The 17,578-nt window shown below is 67.7% G+C and carries 19 protein-coding genes; 7 read left to right on the top strand and 12 right to left on the bottom strand.

Annotated features, from left to right (window positions below; genetic code table 11):
* Positions 1–44: 44 nt before the first annotated feature.
* A complete protein-coding gene (locus AC07PE_RS24630; protein WP_498769478.1) occupies positions 45–251 on the bottom strand; it encodes a hypothetical protein in 207 nt (68 codons plus the stop codon).
* A gap of 216 nt (positions 252–467) precedes the next feature.
* Here AC07PE_RS24630 and AC07PE_RS24625 point away from each other — a divergent pair, with 216 nt between their 5' ends.
* The 4 genes from AC07PE_RS24625 (at position 468) to AC07PE_RS24610 (ending at position 1,871) form a co-directional block, all read left to right on the top strand.
* Positions 468–908, top strand: coding sequence for a hypothetical protein (locus tag AC07PE_RS24625; protein ID WP_498769476.1), 441 nt, complete (start codon positions 468–470; stop codon positions 906–908).
* 149 nt (positions 909–1,057) lie between these two features.
* Positions 1,058–1,237, top strand: a complete 180-nt coding sequence (locus AC07PE_RS24620; RefSeq protein WP_498769474.1) for a hypothetical protein — start codon at positions 1,058–1,060, stop codon at positions 1,235–1,237.
* 19 nt (positions 1,238–1,256) lie between these two features.
* Positions 1,257–1,652: a glutaredoxin family protein gene (locus AC07PE_RS24615; protein ID WP_498769470.1), complete on the top strand. Its 396-nt coding sequence runs from the start codon at positions 1,257–1,259 to the stop codon at positions 1,650–1,652.
* A 30-nt stretch (positions 1,653–1,682) separates the two neighbouring features.
* Entirely contained in the window at positions 1,683–1,871 is a 189-nt protein-coding gene (locus AC07PE_RS24610) for a hypothetical protein (protein WP_498769468.1), read from the top strand.
* A 51-nt stretch (positions 1,872–1,922) separates the two neighbouring features.
* Here AC07PE_RS24610 and AC07PE_RS24605 read toward each other — a convergent pair whose 3' ends face one another.
* Positions 1,923–2,690 carry a DUF3108 domain-containing protein gene (locus AC07PE_RS24605; RefSeq protein ID WP_498769466.1) on the bottom strand — a complete coding sequence of 256 codons (768 nt, stop codon included), beginning with the start codon at positions 2,688–2,690 and terminating at the stop codon, positions 1,923–1,925.
* 1 nt (position 2,691) lies between these two features.
* Positions 2,692–3,834: a DUF3108 domain-containing protein gene (locus AC07PE_RS24600; protein WP_498769464.1), complete on the bottom strand. Its 1,143-nt coding sequence runs from the start codon at positions 3,832–3,834 to the stop codon at positions 2,692–2,694.
* A gap of 74 nt (positions 3,835–3,908) precedes the next feature.
* On the opposite strand from AC07PE_RS24600, the gene AC07PE_RS24595 reads away from it, so the two are divergent.
* On the top strand, positions 3,909–4,619 hold the full coding sequence (locus tag AC07PE_RS24595) for a PhaM family polyhydroxyalkanoate granule multifunctional regulatory protein (protein ID WP_498769462.1): 711 nt from the start codon (positions 3,909–3,911) through the stop codon (positions 4,617–4,619).
* A 106-nt stretch (positions 4,620–4,725) separates the two neighbouring features.
* Here the strand turns inward: AC07PE_RS24595 and AC07PE_RS24590 are convergent, their stop codons facing one another.
* From AC07PE_RS24590 to AC07PE_RS24575, 4 genes are all read right to left on the bottom strand, one after another.
* Positions 4,726–6,387 carry a tetratricopeptide repeat protein gene (locus AC07PE_RS24590; RefSeq protein WP_498769460.1) on the bottom strand — a complete coding sequence of 554 codons (1,662 nt, stop codon included), beginning with the start codon at positions 6,385–6,387 and terminating at the stop codon, positions 4,726–4,728.
* Complete coding sequence (locus AC07PE_RS24585; protein WP_498769457.1) at positions 6,384–7,127, bottom strand: sensor histidine kinase; 744 nt, start codon at positions 7,125–7,127, stop codon at positions 6,384–6,386. The genes AC07PE_RS24590 and AC07PE_RS24585 overlap by 4 nt, the downstream gene beginning before the upstream one ends.
* A 71-nt stretch (positions 7,128–7,198) precedes the next feature.
* Positions 7,199–8,878, bottom strand: coding sequence for an FAD-dependent 5-carboxymethylaminomethyl-2-thiouridine(34) oxidoreductase MnmC1 (gene mnmC1, locus AC07PE_RS24580; protein ID WP_498769455.1), 1,680 nt, complete (start codon positions 8,876–8,878; stop codon positions 7,199–7,201).
* 3 nt (positions 8,879–8,881) lie between these two features.
* Positions 8,882–9,463 (bottom strand): DNA-3-methyladenine glycosylase I, encoded by a 582-nt coding sequence (locus AC07PE_RS24575; protein ID WP_498769453.1) that lies wholly within the window; start codon positions 9,461–9,463, stop codon positions 8,882–8,884.
* Positions 9,464–9,690: 227 nt separating this feature from the next.
* Between AC07PE_RS24575 and AC07PE_RS24570 the strand changes: the two genes are divergently transcribed.
* On the top strand, positions 9,691–10,857 hold the full coding sequence (locus AC07PE_RS24570; RefSeq protein WP_498769452.1) for a hypothetical protein: 1,167 nt from the start codon (positions 9,691–9,693) through the stop codon (positions 10,855–10,857).
* A gap of 21 nt (positions 10,858–10,878) precedes the next feature.
* Here the strand turns inward: AC07PE_RS24570 and AC07PE_RS24565 are convergent, their stop codons facing one another.
* From AC07PE_RS24565 to AC07PE_RS24550, 4 genes are read right to left on the bottom strand one after another with little or no spacing between them, the layout of a single operon-like run.
* Entirely contained in the window at positions 10,879–11,220 is a 342-nt protein-coding gene (locus tag AC07PE_RS24565) for a hypothetical protein (protein WP_498769450.1), read from the bottom strand.
* Between the two features lie 2 nt (positions 11,221–11,222).
* On the bottom strand, positions 11,223–13,721 hold the full coding sequence (gene ctaD, locus AC07PE_RS24560; RefSeq protein WP_498769448.1) for a cytochrome c oxidase subunit I: 2,499 nt from the start codon (positions 13,719–13,721) through the stop codon (positions 11,223–11,225).
* Positions 13,718–14,659, bottom strand: a complete 942-nt coding sequence (locus AC07PE_RS24555; protein WP_498769446.1) for a cytochrome c oxidase subunit II — start codon at positions 14,657–14,659, stop codon at positions 13,718–13,720. The genes ctaD and AC07PE_RS24555 overlap by 4 nt, the downstream gene beginning before the upstream one ends.
* Positions 14,659–15,000, bottom strand: a complete 342-nt coding sequence (locus AC07PE_RS24550; RefSeq protein ID WP_498769444.1) for a c-type cytochrome — start codon at positions 14,998–15,000, stop codon at positions 14,659–14,661. The genes AC07PE_RS24555 and AC07PE_RS24550 overlap by 1 nt, the downstream gene beginning before the upstream one ends.
* Before the next feature lie 172 nt (positions 15,001–15,172).
* Here AC07PE_RS24550 and AC07PE_RS24545 point away from each other — a divergent pair, with 172 nt between their 5' ends.
* Positions 15,173–16,054 (top strand): c-type cytochrome, encoded by an 882-nt coding sequence (locus AC07PE_RS24545; RefSeq protein ID WP_498769442.1) that lies wholly within the window; start codon positions 15,173–15,175, stop codon positions 16,052–16,054.
* On the opposite strand, the gene pdxR is transcribed toward AC07PE_RS24545, so the two are convergent.
* Positions 16,055–17,533: a MocR-like pyridoxine biosynthesis transcription factor PdxR gene (gene pdxR, locus AC07PE_RS24540; protein ID WP_498769438.1), complete on the bottom strand. Its 1,479-nt coding sequence runs from the start codon at positions 17,531–17,533 to the stop codon at positions 16,055–16,057.
* Between the last annotated feature and the right edge of the window lie 45 nt (positions 17,534–17,578).

Below are 17,578 nucleotides of genomic sequence, written 5' to 3'. Positions count from 1 at the left end.
AGCGCGCGTTCATGGCGAACGCGCGCGCACCGTTCAGCGATCGGTCACACGTTGCAGCTGATGGCTCCCTGGTCGCCGTAGCGGGCACAGCCGAGCTGCTCGAAATAATGGCATGCGCTCTGGTCTCCCGCGTCGCACTGCTGGCTCATGTTCAGGCAGGCCAGGCAGCCCGGAGCCGCCCAGGAATTCATGGAAGCCGCCATGCCGATACCGAGGCCCAGGGCAAAAATCGCTTTTTTGAAGCTGATCATTCTGTTATTCCTTTCAGAAGATTGTTTCGAAAAGAGCTGCAAACCTGTTTTCAGGCTTCACAATGTTACCTGCAAGACATTATGTGATGAGGGTATATGCATCGAATCCGGATGAATATGCATGGTGCATTCCCTCGCTCAGCCGCGCGCCCCTTCTCTTCCCGCAGCAGGATAATTGATGTTGCAATATTTACATCGGAAAACAAGGAGAATGCCATGCAACGATTTGCGAACACGGCCCTGCCTTTAGCTCTGGCGCTGGCCGTCTGCCTGATCTCACCGGCCATTGCCGCCGCCCAGCCGAAAGAGCAGAACGGCGTCACCTACATCAACGGCGGCGTCGGCACCGACGAGCAGAACGCCATGAAGGCCTTGAAGGCCGACTACAACCTGCGCCTGACTTTCGCTACCAAGCAGACCGGCGCCTACCGCTCCGACGTCCAGCTCGACATCGCCGACGCCAAGGGCGCCAGCGTGCTGAGCGTGGCGAATACGGGCCCGATGTTCTTTGCCAAGCTGCCGCCGGGGACTTACCGGATCAGCGCCGCTGCAGAGGGCAAGACCTTCAAGCGCAGCGTCAGGCTGGGAAGTGCAGCGAAGGAGATGACCCTGCACTGGGAGAACGATTCGCCGGACGATCCGGGCGTGCAGGATTAATTTTTATTAAGTATTCACCATGCATTGACTCTAGAGCAACAATGTTAGATGTTACTGAACACAGCTTAGCATGTCACATCAAGTGAAACATTTTGATTTGGCAACAGCTGGGGGTTCACTATCAGATCAACATCATCCGGAGACAATGCATGAACAAGAAACTCGCTCTTCTGCTGTTCGCTATCGGCGTTGGCGCTACCTCGGCCCAGGCTGCGGACAGCTGCGGCTGGACCTGCCTGCGCACTTACCAGGCCTGCGTTGCCGCCGGCACGCCGACACTGGATTGTGAGCTGGACCGCGAGGACTGCTACGCCCGCTGCGGCATCTGATTGCCAGCGAGGGACGCGCATGTTCGCCAAAAAAGCAAAGAGCCTTGCTCTCTACGCGCTGATCCTGGCCGGCGGCCTGGGTATCGGGCATTACATACCCCAGGTCGTAAGGATGCTCAAGCCAAGCTACAGCGAAGGCAATTTCGCGGCTTATTATCCGAACGCCCAGACCCAGGTTGTCGTGTATGGCACCGCCACCTGTCCTTTCTGCGCCAAGACGCGCGCCTACCTGAAGGAACGCAATATCGCCTTCGGCGACTTCGACGTCGACAAGACGGACAAGGGCAAGCGCGATTTCGGCCAGTTGGGAGGTGAGTCCGTGCCGGTCATCCTGATCGGCAACCGGAAGCTGGTCGGCTTCAACCAGAAGGCGATCGATGCGGCCCTGGATCAGCTGAAATCGAAAAGCATGTAAAGCGTTTTTCTCACCACGAAGGAGCGTTGCATGAACAAGAAACTGGCTACCCTGCTGTTTGCAATCGGTGTCGGCGCCTCGGCCTCGGTCGTGGCGGGCCCGTGCGAGTACTGGTGCCATTATGGCCGCACGTCCTGCCTGAACAGCCCGGGCATCGACCCGGCCACCTGCGACCAGAACTATCTAGACTGCATGGCGGATTGCCCGGGTTCGGTGTAAGCGCAAGGCCCGCGCAGGCGGGCCTGTTTTTCGGCCGGCCTCGCGCCGGCCTTATTTTTTGCTGATCTTCTCCAGCGTCTGCTCCACATAATCGCGGTCGTTGTCGACGAAGCGCAGCTTGACCGGATACCACTCCAGCGAAGGCGCCAGCCAGATGTCCAGGGTCTGGTCCTTCGAGCCGGGCGGCGGTTCGCGCAGCACGTGGACGGTGTCGACCGTGCCGATGGCGGCGCCGGCCTGCACCTTTTCGCGGCCGATCACGCGGAAGGTCCAGGGGTCGGCGTCATGCGGGCCGACCACGAAGAAGTCCCATTCCGAGCCTGTCTTGAACTTGTCCTTCGCTGCGCGCGCGATGGCGACCAGCTGCCACGAGACCGACACCCGGTCCTGCTCGCCGCCCTTGATCGGGTAGCTCTTCTTGCCGTCGCTGAAGCCGATGGTCCTGGCCTCGCGGTCGAAACTGGCCGTGACCGGGTCCTTGCGGAAGCGCTTGTCGTAGTACTCGTTCGGGGCCAGGCCGAAGCTGTCGATCGTGCCCTGGCTGCGGTTTTCCGTCAGCTTGCCCAGCAGGGCCACGCGCGAATCGGTGTTGATCGTGTACTTGCCCTCGCCCTGGCGCCAGCTCAGGGTGGCGTCGCCGTTCAGGGTGAAGCCGCGCTGGCGGGCGCTGATCGAGTAGGCCAGGTCGGCCGAGGGCGGCAGGTTGAAGGGGCGCACCACCGACGGGTGCTCGTCCGCCGCCGGCGCCGCGTTCGTCATCGTTGGCGCCATCGTTGCCAGCAACAGGCCTACGCCGGCCAGTTTCCACATCTTGTTCATGTCAGCTTCCTGAATTCTTCATTACGATATTGTTCACGGTCTGGGTCGTCACCGCCCCGCTGGCTTCCAGGTTACGGATCTGCACCGGCATCCAGCCGTGATCGGGCGCCAGCCACAGGTCCAGGCGCGAGTTGTACGAGCCGGGCTTGGGCGGGCGCGCCAGGTGCCAGGTGGCGATCCTGCCCATGCGCGTGTCGATCTGTTCCTGACCCAGCACCACAAAGCTGAAAACGCTCGCGTCGCGGTCTTCGCCGACAAGGATGTCGATATTTCCCGACAATTGCTGCGGATCGCCGCGCGCGATCGCCGTCAGCTGCAGCGGCACGCTGGCCTTGTCCTGGGCGCCCCACACCAGAGGATAGTTCGCTTCGGACGCCGAAAAACTCAGCCGGCCATCCTTGCGGTTGAAGTGGGTGGCCGTCATCGAACGGCCGCGCCGCTTTTCCGTCATCAGGGCCGGCATGAAGCCCTCCTCGCCGACCGTGCCTTCGCTGGTGAGCGTGAGCAGGTTCACGCGCGCGAACACGACCGTGATGCCGGCCTCGACCCGGATCTTGTACGAGGTCGGCGTGAGCGTCCACGACAGCAGGGCGTCGCCGCTCCAGCGGGTGCCGTTGGCATCCGTGCGCGCGACGTCCAGCAGGATGTCGGCCGCTGGCGGCAGGTCGACCTTGTAGCGGCGCGCCTCCGGCGCCGGCTTCGCTGCCGGCTCCACGGCCTGCTGCGCCGGCGTACCGGCCTGGGGCGATTGTACGTCGGCCACGGCGTCGGCGGCGCGCCCCTGCCCGGCTGCCTGCTCGCCCGGCGCGGCATCCGGAACCGGCGCCCGCGCGCCATCGCCTTCGCCGGCGGCGGCAGATGCATCGCCGGCCTGCGCCACCTCCACCGGTTCCAGCGGCAGCGGCGGCATGGGCGGCGGCGCTTCCAGGACCGGCTGCGGCGGCGGCACGGGCTGCGGCTGCGCTTGCGGCCTGGCGGCATCGAGCAGCTGCGCCTCGACCGGCGGCGCCTCCTGCATCGCCTTCTCGCGCGGCTTGCCGAGCTGGCCGCTGAACCAGTCCAGCACCAGCAGGTGCAGCAGGACCGTGAGCGCGCCGAACACGATTTTCCGGCGGCGGCGGTTCGAGGCGATAGCGAGGCTCATCCGGCTAGTGTAACGTCTATGAGCAGCATGCGTTATCTGATAGTCTTCATCGACACCGATAACAGGAGACTCTGATGTTGAAACCACCTGCCGCCAACATGCCCGGGATGACGGACACGCTGGACTTCGTCAAGAACCTGTGGGGTTCGATGAACCTTCCGGGCACGAACATGTCCGGCATGGCCGCCCCGCCGATGTCCGTGGAAGACCTCGACAAGCGCATCGCCGACCTCAAGGCCGTCGAATCCTGGCTGAACATGAATCTTGCCATGCTGCGCGGGACCATCCAGACCATGGAAGTCCAGCGCTCTACCCTGTCCACCCTGAAGGCCATGGGCGCCTCGATGGCCGAGGCCATGCGCCAGTCGGGCGTGAGCGCCGAGAAGATGGCGTCCATGCCTTTCGGCCCTTTCTTCGGGCAGCCGGCGCCGGGCGCCTCGGCTGCACCGCCGGCATCGGCCCCAGGTCCGGGCAGCGGCGGCGGCATGGGCCAGCCCGGCGCGCCGGCGGCGGACCAGCAAGCGGCACAGGGCGCCGCGCAGGACCCAGCTGCGGCGATGGGCATGCCGGCTGCGCTCGCTTGGTGGAATATGCTTCAGGAACAGTTCACGCAGGCAGTTGCGACCGCGATGAGCCCGGCGGATGGGGCGGGCAAGGCGGAGGCGAAAACCGAGACGCCGGCGCCGGCGCCGGCAGCACAAGCGCAGGCCGCGCCGGAAGCCGGGGCGCAGCCGAACGGCAATGGGCGAGCGCGGGCAGGCAAACCGAAAGCCGATAAGTCGTGAATCGTATTTCGTAATTCGTAGAGTGGGGTAAATCAGTCCGGGGGACTGATTTACGAGCCCACGCGAACGCTAAGCTAAGGCCGGACGTGGGCACCGGGTGCCCACCCTACGCAGCCGTCTCTTCCGGCGCCGGCTGCAAAGCCGCCAGCAGCTCCATCAACTGCGCAAAGCGCTGCTGTCCCGGCAGCAGGCGATCGACGTGGTGCAGCACGTCGCAGGCTTCGGCCCAGAGGTCCGCATCGTGGCCATGCTGCTGCATGTGCGAGACCATGATCTGGGCCGCATTGAACAGGATGCGCTGGTTGTTCGGCACCGCCTTGCGCGCATTGCGCATCCACTCCACAGCCTCGGCCAGCTTGCCGGTCTTCCACAGCAGCACGCCCTGGTTCATCAGGTCCGCGGCTTCCTTTTTCGAACTGCGGATCAGGGCCATGCCTTCATCGCCCATGCGCGCCTTCTCGAAGATCGCCTGCACCTCGTCCAGCAGCAGCGGGTTGTCGTGGTTGTTGCGGATCACGTAGCACAGCAGCTCCACCGGCGCATCCTTCACGCCCACCGCGAACAGCAGGGTCGCCAGTTCCAGGCAGGTGGCGGTGTCGGGGCGCTGCGGCGTCAGCTTGAGCATCTCTTCGAGTTCGTCGCCGGCCTTGCGCGCACGCCGGTAGTCGCCGCTCTCGTGGTAGACCAGGCCCTCGGTGATCTTGGCGCGCAGCGCGATGTCCGGATGCTCCTGGCCGAACTCGCGCTGGGCCACCAGCAGCAGCTGCAGCGCTTCCTTGGTGTCGTTCTTCTGGCCGCAGACGCGCGCCAGCCCGAGGTAGGCATCCGGCGTCTTCATGATCGAGTACTCGCCGATCGCGATGCACTTGCGGAAGGCCTTCTCGGCCATCTGCACATTGCCCAGCTTGAGCGCGATATTCCCCAGGTTGCGCTGGCGCGGCACGGAGTTCGGCGAGAGCTTGGCGGCGCGCTCCAGGATGGCGCCGGCTTCTTCCATCTTGCCCATGTTCTGGTAGGCGGCGGCCAGCTGGTCGTAGGCGTCGATGTAGTAGCGGTTCTCCGCGATCACGCTCTGGAAGATCTGGCGCGCCTGCTCGAACTCGCCGTTGGCCATGCGGATCTTGGCCAGGCCGGCGCGCGCCCACTGGTATTCGCGCTGTTCCAGCACCTGCTCGTAGACTTCGCGCGCCCGGGCCGGCTGGCCGCTCTTTTCCATCAGCCTGGCCTTCATGCGCAGCAGGTCGAGCTCGTGGACCTTGTCGCTGCCGATGCGGGCGTCGCACAGCCTGGCCGCACGCAGATAATCCTTTTCCGCATAGGCCTGGTCGATCATGCGGAACACCTGCTTCTTGTGCCACACGCGGTTCAGGCGCGTCAGCAGCACACCCTCGGTGATCGGCTTGATCAGGTAGGCGTCGGGCTGGTGCTCGGCCGCGCCCATCACCGATTCGACGCTCTTCTCGGCCGACACCATCAGCCACACGGTGCTCGGGTTGACCAGGTTGCGCACGCGCGCCTCTTCCAGCACCTGCTGGCCGTTCTTGCCGTCGCCCAGGTTGTAGTCGCACAGGACCACGTCGTAGCGCACGCGGGACAGCAGGCCCATCGCCTCGCCGCCGCTGGATGCCTGGTCGATGTTCTTCGCGCCCAGGCTGCGCAGGCTCTCGCGCAGCAGCTGGCGGATGCCGACGAAATCGTCGACCACCAGGTAGTTCTTGTCGGCCCAGTCGATCTCGGCGACGGCGGCGCCCCTTGCAAGGGCGTTCATGGCAGCCTCAGGATGAAACAGCCGCCGCCATATGCCCCTCCATTCTCGAGGCGCAGGCTGCCGGCCTGGCCGCGGTGACGGTGCATCTTCGCGACCTTGCTGGAAAAGTAGAGGCCCAGGCCGGCGCTGTTGGTCAGGAAGTTGACCCCGCCCACCACTTCGCGCGTGGCGATGGCGCCGGCTTTCAGCAGGGCCGGCGGATAACCGGGGCCGTTGTCCTCGACGCGCAGCTCGAGCCAGCCTTCGCTTTCACGGATCGCCAGGCGCACGCAGTCGCAGGTGTAGTGGATGGCGTTGTTGATCGCATGCGAGAGCACGCCGACGACCAGGTCTTCGTCCAGGTGCCAGATCAGGCTGGGGTCGTAGTCGAGTTCGAGCCGGATGCCGCGCGACTTCAGCAGCACGCGGCCGATCGCCACCACCTGTTCGACCAGCTGGCCCAGCTCGACCGGCTGCAGGTCGAAGGGATAGTCGGGCTTGCCGACCTGCTTGTACAGGGCCAGCAGCTGCATCAGGTTGTCGTTCAGGCGCTTGGTCTGGTACAGCATGTGCGCCATTTCCGGGTAGGCCGAGTCGCTCTTCGGCGCAGACAGCGAAGACTGCGCGACGAGCAGGCGCTCCAACGTGCCGGACAGGACGCTGAGCGAGTTCTTCATGTCGTGCGCAGTCGATGCGAGAAACAGGAACAGGTCGTGGGTGTCGGGCGTGTCGGGAGGCGTCTCGGCCAATAGGTCGTCCATCTCAACCTTTCATATGTGAAATGTTGCTGGTCGTTAATTGTACCTTTTTTGTTGAAATTGCTTACAAGAAATCAAATATCGGCGAGTTGCGGCCCCCGCGAGGTGCGGCGTGCGCGCAACACGAAGCGGGCCGGGTCGAGGGCGTCGACCAGCGCGGATTCCAGCGGCAGCGGCTCGCCCTCGAGCTGGGCGGCGAGCAGCTCGGCGGCCCAGCCGGCCCAGATCAGGCCGCGCGAGGCATAGCCCAGCAGCGAATACAGTCCCGGATGGCGCGGCACGTCGCGCAGGCGCTCGGTGGCGCCGGCCGCATCGAAGTCCGGCAGGCGGCCGACCAGCGGCAGGCGGTCCGGCGCGATGCAGCGGAAACCCACGCGGCCCTGCAGCGGCGCGCCTTGCGCGGCCTGCGGATCGGACAGCAGGCCGCGCAGGCGCTGCAGGTTTTCCTCGTGGCTGGCGGGCGAGAGCGCGGGATCGCCGTCGACGTCGTAGGTGGCGCCGGCGCTGGCCACGCCGTGCGCGGGCGGCGTCAGGTAGGCTTCGCGGCACAGCACCACCGGCAGCGCCGGAACCATGTCGGCCGGCACGTGGCTGACCTGGCCGCGCATCGCCGTCAGCGGCAGCTGCGCCGCATGCGGCACCTGCATCGCGCCGGCGCCGTTGGCCAGGATCAGGGTCGGCGCGCGCGCCACCACGGCGCCCTGCGCGTCGCGGACTTCCCAATGCCCATCGACGTAATCGATGCCGACGTTGCCGACGCCGAAGCGCTGCTGCAGGCGTCCGCCGCAGGCCGCCAGCATGGCGTCGCAGACGCTGCCGGGCCGGGCCCAGCCGCCCTGGCGGAACAGCCAGCCGCCATCCGGCGCCGGCAGTCCGAGCAGGCTTTCCGCCTGCGGCCGTTCGAGCCACTCCGCGAAATCGGCGGGCAGTGCGCCGCCGGCGGCGATCGCGCGCTGCACCTCGGCGTGGCCGGGGTCGCGCGCCAGCTGCAGCACGCCGCAGGCCTGTCCTTCGATCGCACGGCCGGGGCCGATGCCGCCCAGGCGCTCCCAGTGGCGCAGCGCGTACAGGTAGGCGGCGCGGGTCAGGCGGGTCGGGATGTTGTCGTCCCTGGACACCAGCGGCATGAAGATGCCGGCACGGTTGCCCGAGGCTTCCATGGCCGGGTGCGGGTGGCGCTCGACCAGGGTGACTTCCCAGCCGCGCGCGCACAGGCGCTCGCAGGCCGCGGAACCGGCGATGCCGGCGCCCAGCACGATGGCGCTCCGCTCCGGCAGCGGCGGCGCCGGGGGGCGCGGCTTGCGGCTGGCAAAGCGCGCCTTTTGCTTGTCCGGCTCAGGACAGGCTTCGAACACGAAGCCCTGCACTTCCAGCGCCGCCACCTGCTCCGGCGTCAAACCTTGTCCCAGCAGGCGGGCCTGCGGTGTGGCCACCCGCGCCAGCGCGCGCGCAAAGCCGGCGCCAGCCTGTTCCAGGCCGTGCAGGCGGAACAGGTCGACCCGTGCCGTCAGCTGGGCCAGGGCATCGTCGATCGTGGCGCTGAGCAGGTCCAGCGTCAGCCCGGGCTCGGCTTGCGGGATACGGTGAAAACCCGGCAGCAGCAGGCCGCTCAGGGCGATCACATGCAGGTGCGGCGAGCGGTGCGGGTCGGTGCGCCAGACGTCGGCCAGCACCTTGAACCCGCCGCCGTCGCCATAGTCGGCGTCGAAGACGGTGCAGCGCGCCTGGCCATGCCATGCGTCCCGGTAGTCCATGATTCAGGCCCTTCGTGCTTCCCGCTGGCGCTGGCGGCACAGGCAGCCGCGGTCGTGGTCGTCCACCATGCCGATCCCCTGCATGTAGGCGTAGACGATGGTCGAGCCGACGAACTTGAAGCCGCGCTTGCCGAGATCCTTCGAGATGCGGTCGGACAGCTCGGTGCGCGCCGGGCGGCCGCCATCCGGCCAGTCGTTGACGATCGGCTCATGATCGACGAAAGACCACAGGTACTGGTCGAGGCTCAAGCCCTCCTCGCGCATGCGCAGGTAGGCCTTGGCGTTGGTGATCGCCGCCGCCACCTTCAGGCGGTTGCGCACGATGCCGGGATTGGCCAGCAGTTCGGCCACCTTGAGCTCGTCGTAGCGCGCGATTTTCCCGGCATCCCAGCCGTCGAAGGCGGCGCGGTAGCTGTCGCGCTTGTTCAGGATGGTCTCCCACGACAGCCCGGCCTGCGCCCCTTCGAGGTTCAGCATCTCGAACAGCGTGGTCTCGTCATGGCAGGGCACCCCCCACTCATGGTCGTGATAGGCGATGTAGCGCGGATTGGCCATGTTGGCCCAGGTGCAGCGGATGATGTCCATGCCATAGTATAAACCCGTGCGCCCAAGCGATACATGGCCCGCAATTCTCTCGGCGGTGTATCTAAATGTCTACATTGCAATAAAAATTTCCTATAAAAATGTAGATTTGCCAATTACAAAGAGTTAGCCTGTAGGACCTATCCTACTTTCACTTTTTGAACATGGACCTCCGCCGGGCTTATATCAGGAGAAGCGTCAAGCAAGCACGCCTTCAAAAGCGCTTGGCCGTGGCGGCCATGCTCACCGTGTCGTGCTGCGCAGCCTTCCTGCTGCGCCAGGAACCACCCCAGATCCAGGATGCGCTGACGGCCACGGTCTCGGACGGGCCGGCCCGGCTGTCGCCGATGGTGCTGCGCGTTTCCGCCCAGTCCGAGCCCGCGGCAGCGCGGCGTGTCTATCCGTTTTCGATCGTGCCCGGCGGCGTGACCAGCCGCGCCGAACTGGCCCATGCCGTCCTGGCGGACAAGACCGTGGCCGCGCATTACGCCGGCTTTGCGGTGGCCAAGGCCAGCCTGCAGACCGTCGGCAAGGCGCGCGCCGTGTACGTCTCCTACCGCAAGGGCGACCAGGTGTACTGGACCGCGCGGCCGGTGACGCTGGCCGAAGGCGAGGCCGTGCTGTCCGACGGCCAGAGCGACATCCGCGCGCGCTGCGGCAACCGCATCTCCGACACGCCCCGTCTGCCGGTCGAAGCCAAGGGACCGGCCGAACAGGAACTCGACACGCCGGTCGCGCAGGCCGACGAAGGCCGACTGCTGCAGACCTCCCTCGGCCTGGACGACGAGGCCGGCGAGGGCCAGCCGTTCACGCCGCAATCCTTCCCGAACGGGGCCGGCCTGCTGGTGGCGACCCAGGTCGCGTCCAGCCTGAGCCAGTCCGGCTTCAACAACGGCAGCCTGGGCCTGAACATGCCTGGCAGCGCGATCGACGCCGACCGCACCAGGCTCGTCGGCATGTCGAGCACGGCCTCCGGCCTGGGCAGCAGCACGACGGGCGGCAGCACGACGGGCGGCACAGCGGCCAACAGCGATGCGCCGACGCCGGCCGGCGATGCGCTCAGTTACGGCAGCGACAGCGGCGGCAGCGGCAAGGGCGGCGATCCGGCCCTGGCCGGCTCCCTCAGCGATACTGCCGGCGGCAGCGGCACGCCGACAGGCAGCACCGGCGGCACGACCGGCGGCGCCGGCAGCGGCACCGGTACGACTGGCGACAAGCCCGCCAGCGGCGACGCACCGAAACCGCCCCCGCCCACGCTGCAGACCGAGCCCGTCACCGGCGGCAAGACCCCGACCAAGCCCCATGAGCTGCCGGAACCGGGCAGCCTGTGGCTGACCGGCGTGGCCGCAGCCGCCCTGCTGCTGCATCGCCGCCTGCGGCCGCGCACGCCGCGCTGATTCCGCCTGGCGCCTGGACACTCAGGCGCAGCCGTCCACCAACAGCAGCGGTATGCCGGCCCAGGCGATCGCAATCGCGGCCAGCAGCGCTAGCAAGGCGCCGGCCCGCTGCGCCAACCCGGCATGGCGGTCCTGCAGCGCCCCGCGCCGCCGCCAGGCCATCAGCGCGCAGGCGGCGAAGGCCGCCACCGTCACCACGCCCAGCAATAAGCGATCCGGTCCACCGGCACGCAGGCCGCGTGGCGCGCACTGCGCCGCCGTAAGCCCGTAGCTGAAGGCGAAATGAAGAATCCAGACCAGCAGCGGCAGCGTCACGTACAGGGCGCGCCGCCAGAAGCCTTCCTTGTGTGCCAGGGTCGCCAACTTCACTCCATCAGCAGGGGCATCAGCCGCACCACCGCCACCGCCGCGATGCCCTGCAGCGTCGTGTAATGCCAGACCAGCGCGATGTTGTCGAGCGTGGCGCGGCTGCGCGGGCCCAGGTGGCCGCGCCAGGCGCGCAGCGCCAGGTAGGGCGCCAGCACCAGCAGCAGGACGATGTGCAGGCCCTGGTAGCTGGCCAGCGCGGCGACTGCGGCGGCCCAGGCGCTGGAGGCCGGATCGAGGCCGCCGCGCCAGCCCTGCAGGTCGAGCGCGAAGGACGCCAGCGCGCACGCCAGCGCCGCCAACACCAGCCACGGCAGCCGGCGCTTGCCGAGCCCACGGCCGGCCAGCCACACCAGCAGCGAGCCGAACGCCAGCAGGCCGCAGGAAGCCAGCGCCTGCGCCAAAGGCGGCAGCTCCGCGCCCGGTGGCGGGCACACCATCAGCCGCATCGACACGTGCACGTAGGCGAAGGCAAAGGACGCGAAGATACTGGCGTCGACCACCAGCATGATGATCGTGGCCCACCAGGAATGCGATGCCCTGCCGACGGCGCCCACCGGCAGCAGCTCGCCATCGAGCGCTTCCACCTGCTCGATGTCGGGCGGCGGCCGGTCCGATTCCCACATCCATGCCAGCACCGCGCCGACCGCGACCAGGCCGCTGATCCAGGCCAGTGCATACAGCTTCACGGTCAGCAGCAGGAAGAAGGCCGAGGTGCCGAAGGCGCCCAGCAACGGCAGCCAGCTGTCGCCCGGCAGCACCAGCAGGTAGCGCGGTTCGGCCGCGATCGGGCTGGTGGCGATGGTCTCGCGCAGGCCGGTGGCCGTGTGCGGCAGGTAGTGCCTGCCCTCCTCCACCTCGCGCGCCAGCTCGGGTTCGTCCCACAACGGATGGTGCGAAGCGATGCGCGGGATGCTGCGGTTGCCGTAGTCCTCGGAAGGCAGCCATTCCAGCGTCGATGCATTCCAGGGATTGCCGACCGCGCGTTCGGGCCGGCGCAGGGTGCGGAAAGCGTCGACGGCGAACAGCGCCACGCCGGCCGCGAACAGGAAGGCGCCCACCGTCGACACCAGATTCAAGCCGCTCCAGCCCATCTCCGGCGCATAGGTGTAGACCCGGCGCGGCATGCCCAGAAGGCCGGTGATGTGCATGGGGAAGAAGGCGACATTGAAGCCCACGAACATCAGCCCGAACACCCAGCGCGCCAGCGATTCCGACATGCGGTTCCCGTTCACCAGCGGCAGCCAGTAATACATGGCGGCGAACACCGGAAACACCATCCCGCCGATCAGCACGTAATGAAAATGGGCGACGATGAAATAGGTGTCGTGCACCTGCCAGTCGAAGGGGATCACCGCGACCATCACCCCGGTCAGCCCGCCCAGCACGAAGATGAACATGAAGCCGAGCAGGAACAGGGTCGGCGCGTTCCAGCTCACCTTGCCCTTCCACAGCGTGGCGATCCAGGCGAATATCTGGATTGCCGTCGGCACCGCCACCGCCATGCTTGCCGCCGACACGAAACTCATCTCCAGCACGCCCAGGCCGGCGGTGAACATATGGTGGGCCCACAGGCCGAAGCTGAACACGCCCACGCCCAGCAGGGCCGCGACGATGGCGCGCCGGCCGACCAGCTTTGTGCCGGCAATGGTCGGGATCATGGTCGACACCATGCCGGCGGCTGGCAGGAAGATGATGTAGACCTCGGGGTGGCCGAAGAACCAGAACAGGTGCTGCCACAGCAGCGGGTCGCCGCCGCGCTCTGCAATGAAGAAGGGCCAGTCGAAGGCGCGCTCCAGCTCCAGCAGGGCGGTGCCGGCGATCACGGCCGGGAAGGCGAACACGATCATCAGGCCGACCACCAGCATCGCCCAGGCGTACACCGGCATGCGGCCCAGGGTCATGCCGGGCGCCCGCGTAAACAGGATGCCGACGATCAGTTCGATGGCGCCGGCGATCGCCGAGATCTCGATGAAGCCGATCCCCAGCAGCCAGAAGTCGGCGTTCAGGCCCGGCGAATACCTGGTGCCGGTGAGCGGCGGGTACATGAACCAGCCGCCATCCGGCGCCAGGCCGAAGAACAGGGTGCAGAAGAAGGCCAGGCCGCCGAAGGCATAGGCCCAGTAGGCATAGGCGGACAGGCGCGGGAACGGCAGGTCGCGCGCGCCCAGCATGTTGGGCAGCAGGTAGACGCCGATCGCCTCGACCACCGGAATCGCGAACAGGAACATCATCACCGTGCCGTGCATGGTGAAGACCTGGTTGTAGGCTTCGGCGCCGAGCACGGTATTTCCGGGCACGGCCAGCTGCACGCGTATCAATAGACCCAGCACCCCGGCCAGCACGAAGAACAGCAGGGCCGTGCCGATGTAGAGCAGGCCGATGTTCGTGTTGTTCACCGAGGAGAAGAAGCGCCAGCCGCTGCGGGTGCGCCAGACTTCCTCCAGCTTTTCCAGTTCGCCGTCGGGACGCGGCGCGGGATTGGAGGTGGTCCTCATTGCAGCCCCTCGAGGTAGGCCGCAAGCGCCTGCAGCGATTCGCCGTCGATGCCGGTGGCGGCCGGCATGAACACGCCGGGTTTCAGGGATTGCGGGTTGGCGATCCAGTTGGCCAGCGCGCCGCCGTGGGTGCGCAGCAGGCCGGCGCCGATCTGCATGCGGCTGCCGACGTGGGTCAGGTCCGGCCCCAGGCGCGCGATCTCGGCCACGCCGCGGATCGTGTGGCAGTTCTGGCAGCGCTGCTCGAAGAAGACGGCGCGCCCGCGCAGCGGCAGCGCGGCTTCGGGTGCGCGCGCGGGTTTGGCCTGGTTCGCCAGCCAGGCCTCGAACTCGGCGGGCGCCAGCGCCACCACGTGCAGCGCCATGTGCGCATGCTGGGCGCCGCAGTATTCTGCGCACTGGCCGCGGTAGACGCCGGGCTTGTCGGCGCGCAGGGTCAGGCCCGTCACGCGGCCCGGGATCATGTCGCGCTTGCCCGCCAGCGCCGGCACCCACAGGCTGTGGATCACGTCGGCCGCGTTCAGGCCCAGGTAGATCGTGCGCCCGACCGGGATGCGGATCTCGTTGGCGGTGGCGATCTCGCGTCCGCTGGCCGGGTCGCGGTACTGGACTTCCCACCACCACATGCGCGCGGTCACGGAAATCGCCAGCGCCTTGCCCGAGCTTTGCGGCACCAGCTGGGCGCTGCGCCAGGTGCTCCAGCCAAGCAGGATGGTGAGCACCAGCACCGGCAGGGCGATGCCGCCGCCTGCGATCCACAGGCCCGGACGCAGCGGCCCGGCATGGCGGCGCAGGCTGAGCGCCAGCAGCGCCATCACGGCCAGGAAGATGAGAAAGCCGGCGCCGAACAGCACCCAGGCGAACTGGCCGATCAACTCGGCATCGGCGCCGGCCGGGTGCAGCACCGACTGCAGCGGCTCGCTCCCGCCGGCACCCATCACTTCGATGACCGCAAGGTGTACAGGAAGGCCGCCATGTGGCGCGCCTCCTGCTCGGTCAGGCCCATCGCCGGCATCGCCGTGCCGGGCTTCATGGCCGGCGGATTGAGGAGCCAGGCGGTCAGCTGGTCCGGCTGGTTGGGAATGCCGTTGGCGATATAACTCAGCTTGCCGAAGCCGTCCAGGCTGGGGCCCACCTCGCCGCCGGCGCCGCGCACCTCGGGGATCTTGTGGCAGGCGCCGCACTGGTACTGGGCCACCAGCTCCTTGCCCAGCTTGGCATCGCCGCCGGGCACCTGCTTTTCCTTGATCTTGTCGCTACAGGCGGCCAGCAGCAGCATGCACAGGGCAGCGCAGGCAATTCGGCGGAGATGAAAGGGCGGCATAGTCATCGCTGGATCGGAGTCTGGGTAGAGCCACACGCTTGAAATCGCGGATCGGGCCGCTTGAGCGGATGACTTTTATAATACCGGAAACGATGCAATTTTTTTAACACGATACGTCTAGCGAATCATGGCCCCCGACCGCACCCGCCTGATCATCAAGACCGCCGTATTGACGCTGCTCGCCGCGGCAAGCATCGGCGCGGCCGCCGGTTACACCGTCTACCAGGCCGGCTGGTACGACATCGGCGCCAGCGCCCAGCACCTGCAGCCCGTGTACAGCCTCCTGGAACAGGCCATGCACAATTCGGTGCGCCACCATGCGAAAACGGTCGTCACCCCCAGCCTGGACGATGCCGGCCAGCTGCGGCGCGGCGCCGGCCTGTACCGCGAGCATTGCGCGCAATGCCACGGCGGCCCGGGTGTCGCGCCCTCGGCGCACGGCCAGAGCATGCAGCCGGTGCCGGGCCCGCTGGTCGACGCCGCCGAGCGCTGGAAGCCGCGCGAGCTGTACTGGATCACGCGCCACGGCATCAAGATGAGCGGGATGCCGGCCTGGGAAGTGCGCCTGGGCGAGGCCGACACCTGGGCGCTGGTCGCCTTCCTCACCCGCCTGCCGGGCCTGGATACGGGCGCCTACCGTGAACTGTCGGCCGGCGCCGTCGCCACGGCGCCCGACAGTCCGCCCTCCTCGGCTGTCACGGCCGGCAATGCCACCGGCGGCGCCGTGCTGCGGGGCGACGCCGGCCGCGGCAAGAAGATCATCGGCCAGTACGCCTGCCAGTCCTGCCACAAGATTCCCGGCGTGACCGGCTCCGACGTCGACGTCGGCCGCCCACTGGACGGGCTGGCGCGGCGTCCGGTCATGGCCGGCAAACTGAAGCCCACCCAGGACAACCTGATCGCGTGGATCCGCAACCCGCAAGCCATCGATCCGCACGCGGCGATGCCGGCCATGGGCGTCACGGAAGGCGATGCGCGCGACATGAGCGCCTATTTGCTCAGCAAGTAATCAGCAAATGGCTTGTTCGAGGCGCTCGATACCGGCGCGGATCTGCGCCGGCGTGAAGGCCGAAAAACCCAGCAGCAGGCCGGGCGGCACTGCGCAATCGGGGCCGGCGGCCGGGTTCGTGTAATAGGCCAGCGGCCGCACGTCGACCCCGCCCGCGCCCGCGCGCGCCGCCGCGTCCGCCTCGCTCAAGCCATTTGTGACTCCCACGCACAAATCCAGGCCGGCGTCCGAAGGACCGCAGGCCAGCGCGCCCCGCATGCGCGCTTCGATCGCGTCCAGCAGGGCGATGCGCCGTTCACCGTAGGCGTCGCGGGTGCGCCGGATGTGGCGCGCAAAGTGGCCCTCCTGGATGAAGTCGGCCAGCACCGCCTGCGGCACGATCGGGCTGTGGCGGTCGACCACGGCCTTGGCGCGCGCCAGCGGCTCGGCCAGGGCCGGCGGCGCCACGATGTAACCGAGGCGCAGTCCCGGGAACAGCACCTTCGACAGGGTGCCGACATAGATCACGCAGCCAGTGCGGTCCAGGCTTTGCAGCGATGCCAGCGGCGGGCCGGTGTAGCGGTACTCGCTGTCGTAATCGTCCTCGACGATCCAGGCGCGCTTCGCCTGGGCCCAACGCAGCAGCTCCAGGCGCCGGGCCAGGCTCATGGTCACGCCCAGCGGCAGCTGGTGCGAGGGCGTGGCGAAGGCCAGGCGCGCATCCGGATAATGGGCGGCGGCATAGGCGACATCCATACCCTCGGCATCGACCGGCACCGGGCAGATGGTCGCGCCTGCCACCGCGAAGGGCGCCAGCGCACCCTGGTAGCCGGGCGACTCCAGCCACACGCCCTCGCCCGGCGCCAGCAGCAGCTGGGCCAGCAGATATAAAGCCTGCTGCGAACCGGCGGTGATGACGATCTGCTCCGGCGTGCAGCGCACCCCGCGCGAGGCCCGCAAGTAGGCGCACAGCAGTTCGCGCAGCGGCGCGTGGCCGGCCGGGCCGCCATAGCCCAGCGGGACCTGGCGGCGGCGCCAGTGGCGCGCCTCGAGCTTGCGCCAGACCTCGAAGGGAAACAGGTCCAGGCCCGGCATGCTGATGCGGAAGCTGCGCAGCGGGCCGTCGTGATGGCGCACGCGCACCATCGCCGCCGCCATCGCCTCGCCGCGCGCGGACAGCGGGCGCGCCAGCGGCGGTGCGGCTTCATCGGCGGATGGCGTCACCCTGGCCGCCGTCGGCAGCGAGGCGCTCACGAAGGTCCCCTTCCCCACCGCCCCTTCCAGGTAGCCCTCGGCCATCAGCTGCTCGTAGGCGGCCAGCACGGTCTGGCGCGAGACGGCAAGCAGACGGCCCAGCTCGCGCGTGGCCGGCAGGCGCGCGGACGGCGCGATGCCGCCGGCCAGGATCGCTTCCTTCAGCTGCAGATAGAGCTGGCGGAACAGCGGCGTGGCGGATTCGCGCTCGAGCGGCATGGCGGCGAGGATGTCGTGGACGTGCATGGCTCCCTGGAGGGCGATGAAATTGGTACGCCCATCTTCGTCCTT

Source organism: Telluria sp. GW821-FHT07G12 (assembly GCF_059418525.1).
The sequence above is the reverse complement of the archived record's forward strand: the minus strand, read 5'-3'. Positions and strand labels throughout refer to the sequence as shown.

What these genes read in the sequence shown, in the direction of transcription:
- AC07PE_RS24545 (WP_498769442.1), top strand. Translation starts at nt 15,173, where the DNA reads ATGGCCCCCGACCGCACCCGCCTGATCATCAAGACCGCCGTATTGACG.
- AC07PE_RS24600 (WP_498769464.1), bottom strand. Translation starts at nt 3,834, where the DNA reads ATGAGCCTCGCTATCGCCTCGAACCGCCGCCGCCGGAAAATCGTGTTC.
- AC07PE_RS24575 (WP_498769453.1), bottom strand. Translation starts at nt 9,463, where the DNA reads ATGGACATCATCCGCTGCACCTGGGCCAACATGGCCAATCCGCGCTAC.
- mnmC1 (WP_498769455.1), bottom strand. Translation starts at nt 8,878, where the DNA reads ATGGACTACCGGGACGCATGGCATGGCCAGGCGCGCTGCACCGTCTTC.
- AC07PE_RS24620 (WP_498769474.1), top strand. Translation starts at nt 1,058, where the DNA reads ATGAACAAGAAACTCGCTCTTCTGCTGTTCGCTATCGGCGTTGGCGCT.
- AC07PE_RS24555 (WP_498769446.1), bottom strand. Translation starts at nt 14,659, where the DNA reads ATGGGTGCCGGCGGGAGCGAGCCGCTGCAGTCGGTGCTGCACCCGGCC.
- AC07PE_RS24610 (WP_498769468.1), top strand. Translation starts at nt 1,683, where the DNA reads ATGAACAAGAAACTGGCTACCCTGCTGTTTGCAATCGGTGTCGGCGCC.
- AC07PE_RS24590 (WP_498769460.1), bottom strand. Translation starts at nt 6,387, where the DNA reads ATGAACGCCCTTGCAAGGGGCGCCGCCGTCGCCGAGATCGACTGGGCC.
- AC07PE_RS24605 (WP_498769466.1), bottom strand. Translation starts at nt 2,690, where the DNA reads ATGAACAAGATGTGGAAACTGGCCGGCGTAGGCCTGTTGCTGGCAACG.
- AC07PE_RS24625 (WP_498769476.1), top strand. Translation starts at nt 468, where the DNA reads ATGCAACGATTTGCGAACACGGCCCTGCCTTTAGCTCTGGCGCTGGCC.
- pdxR (WP_498769438.1), bottom strand. Translation starts at nt 17,533, where the DNA reads ATGCACGTCCACGACATCCTCGCCGCCATGCCGCTCGAGCGCGAATCC.
- AC07PE_RS24630 (WP_498769478.1), bottom strand. Translation starts at nt 251, where the DNA reads ATGATCAGCTTCAAAAAAGCGATTTTTGCCCTGGGCCTCGGTATCGGC.
- AC07PE_RS24615 (WP_498769470.1), top strand. Translation starts at nt 1,257, where the DNA reads ATGTTCGCCAAAAAAGCAAAGAGCCTTGCTCTCTACGCGCTGATCCTG.
- AC07PE_RS24550 (WP_498769444.1), bottom strand. Translation starts at nt 15,000, where the DNA reads ATGCTGCTGCTGGCCGCCTGTAGCGACAAGATCAAGGAAAAGCAGGTG.
- ctaD (WP_498769448.1), bottom strand. Translation starts at nt 13,721, where the DNA reads ATGAGGACCACCTCCAATCCCGCGCCGCGTCCCGACGGCGAACTGGAA.
- AC07PE_RS24595 (WP_498769462.1), top strand. Translation starts at nt 3,909, where the DNA reads ATGTTGAAACCACCTGCCGCCAACATGCCCGGGATGACGGACACGCTG.
- AC07PE_RS24585 (WP_498769457.1), bottom strand. Translation starts at nt 7,127, where the DNA reads ATGGACGACCTATTGGCCGAGACGCCTCCCGACACGCCCGACACCCAC.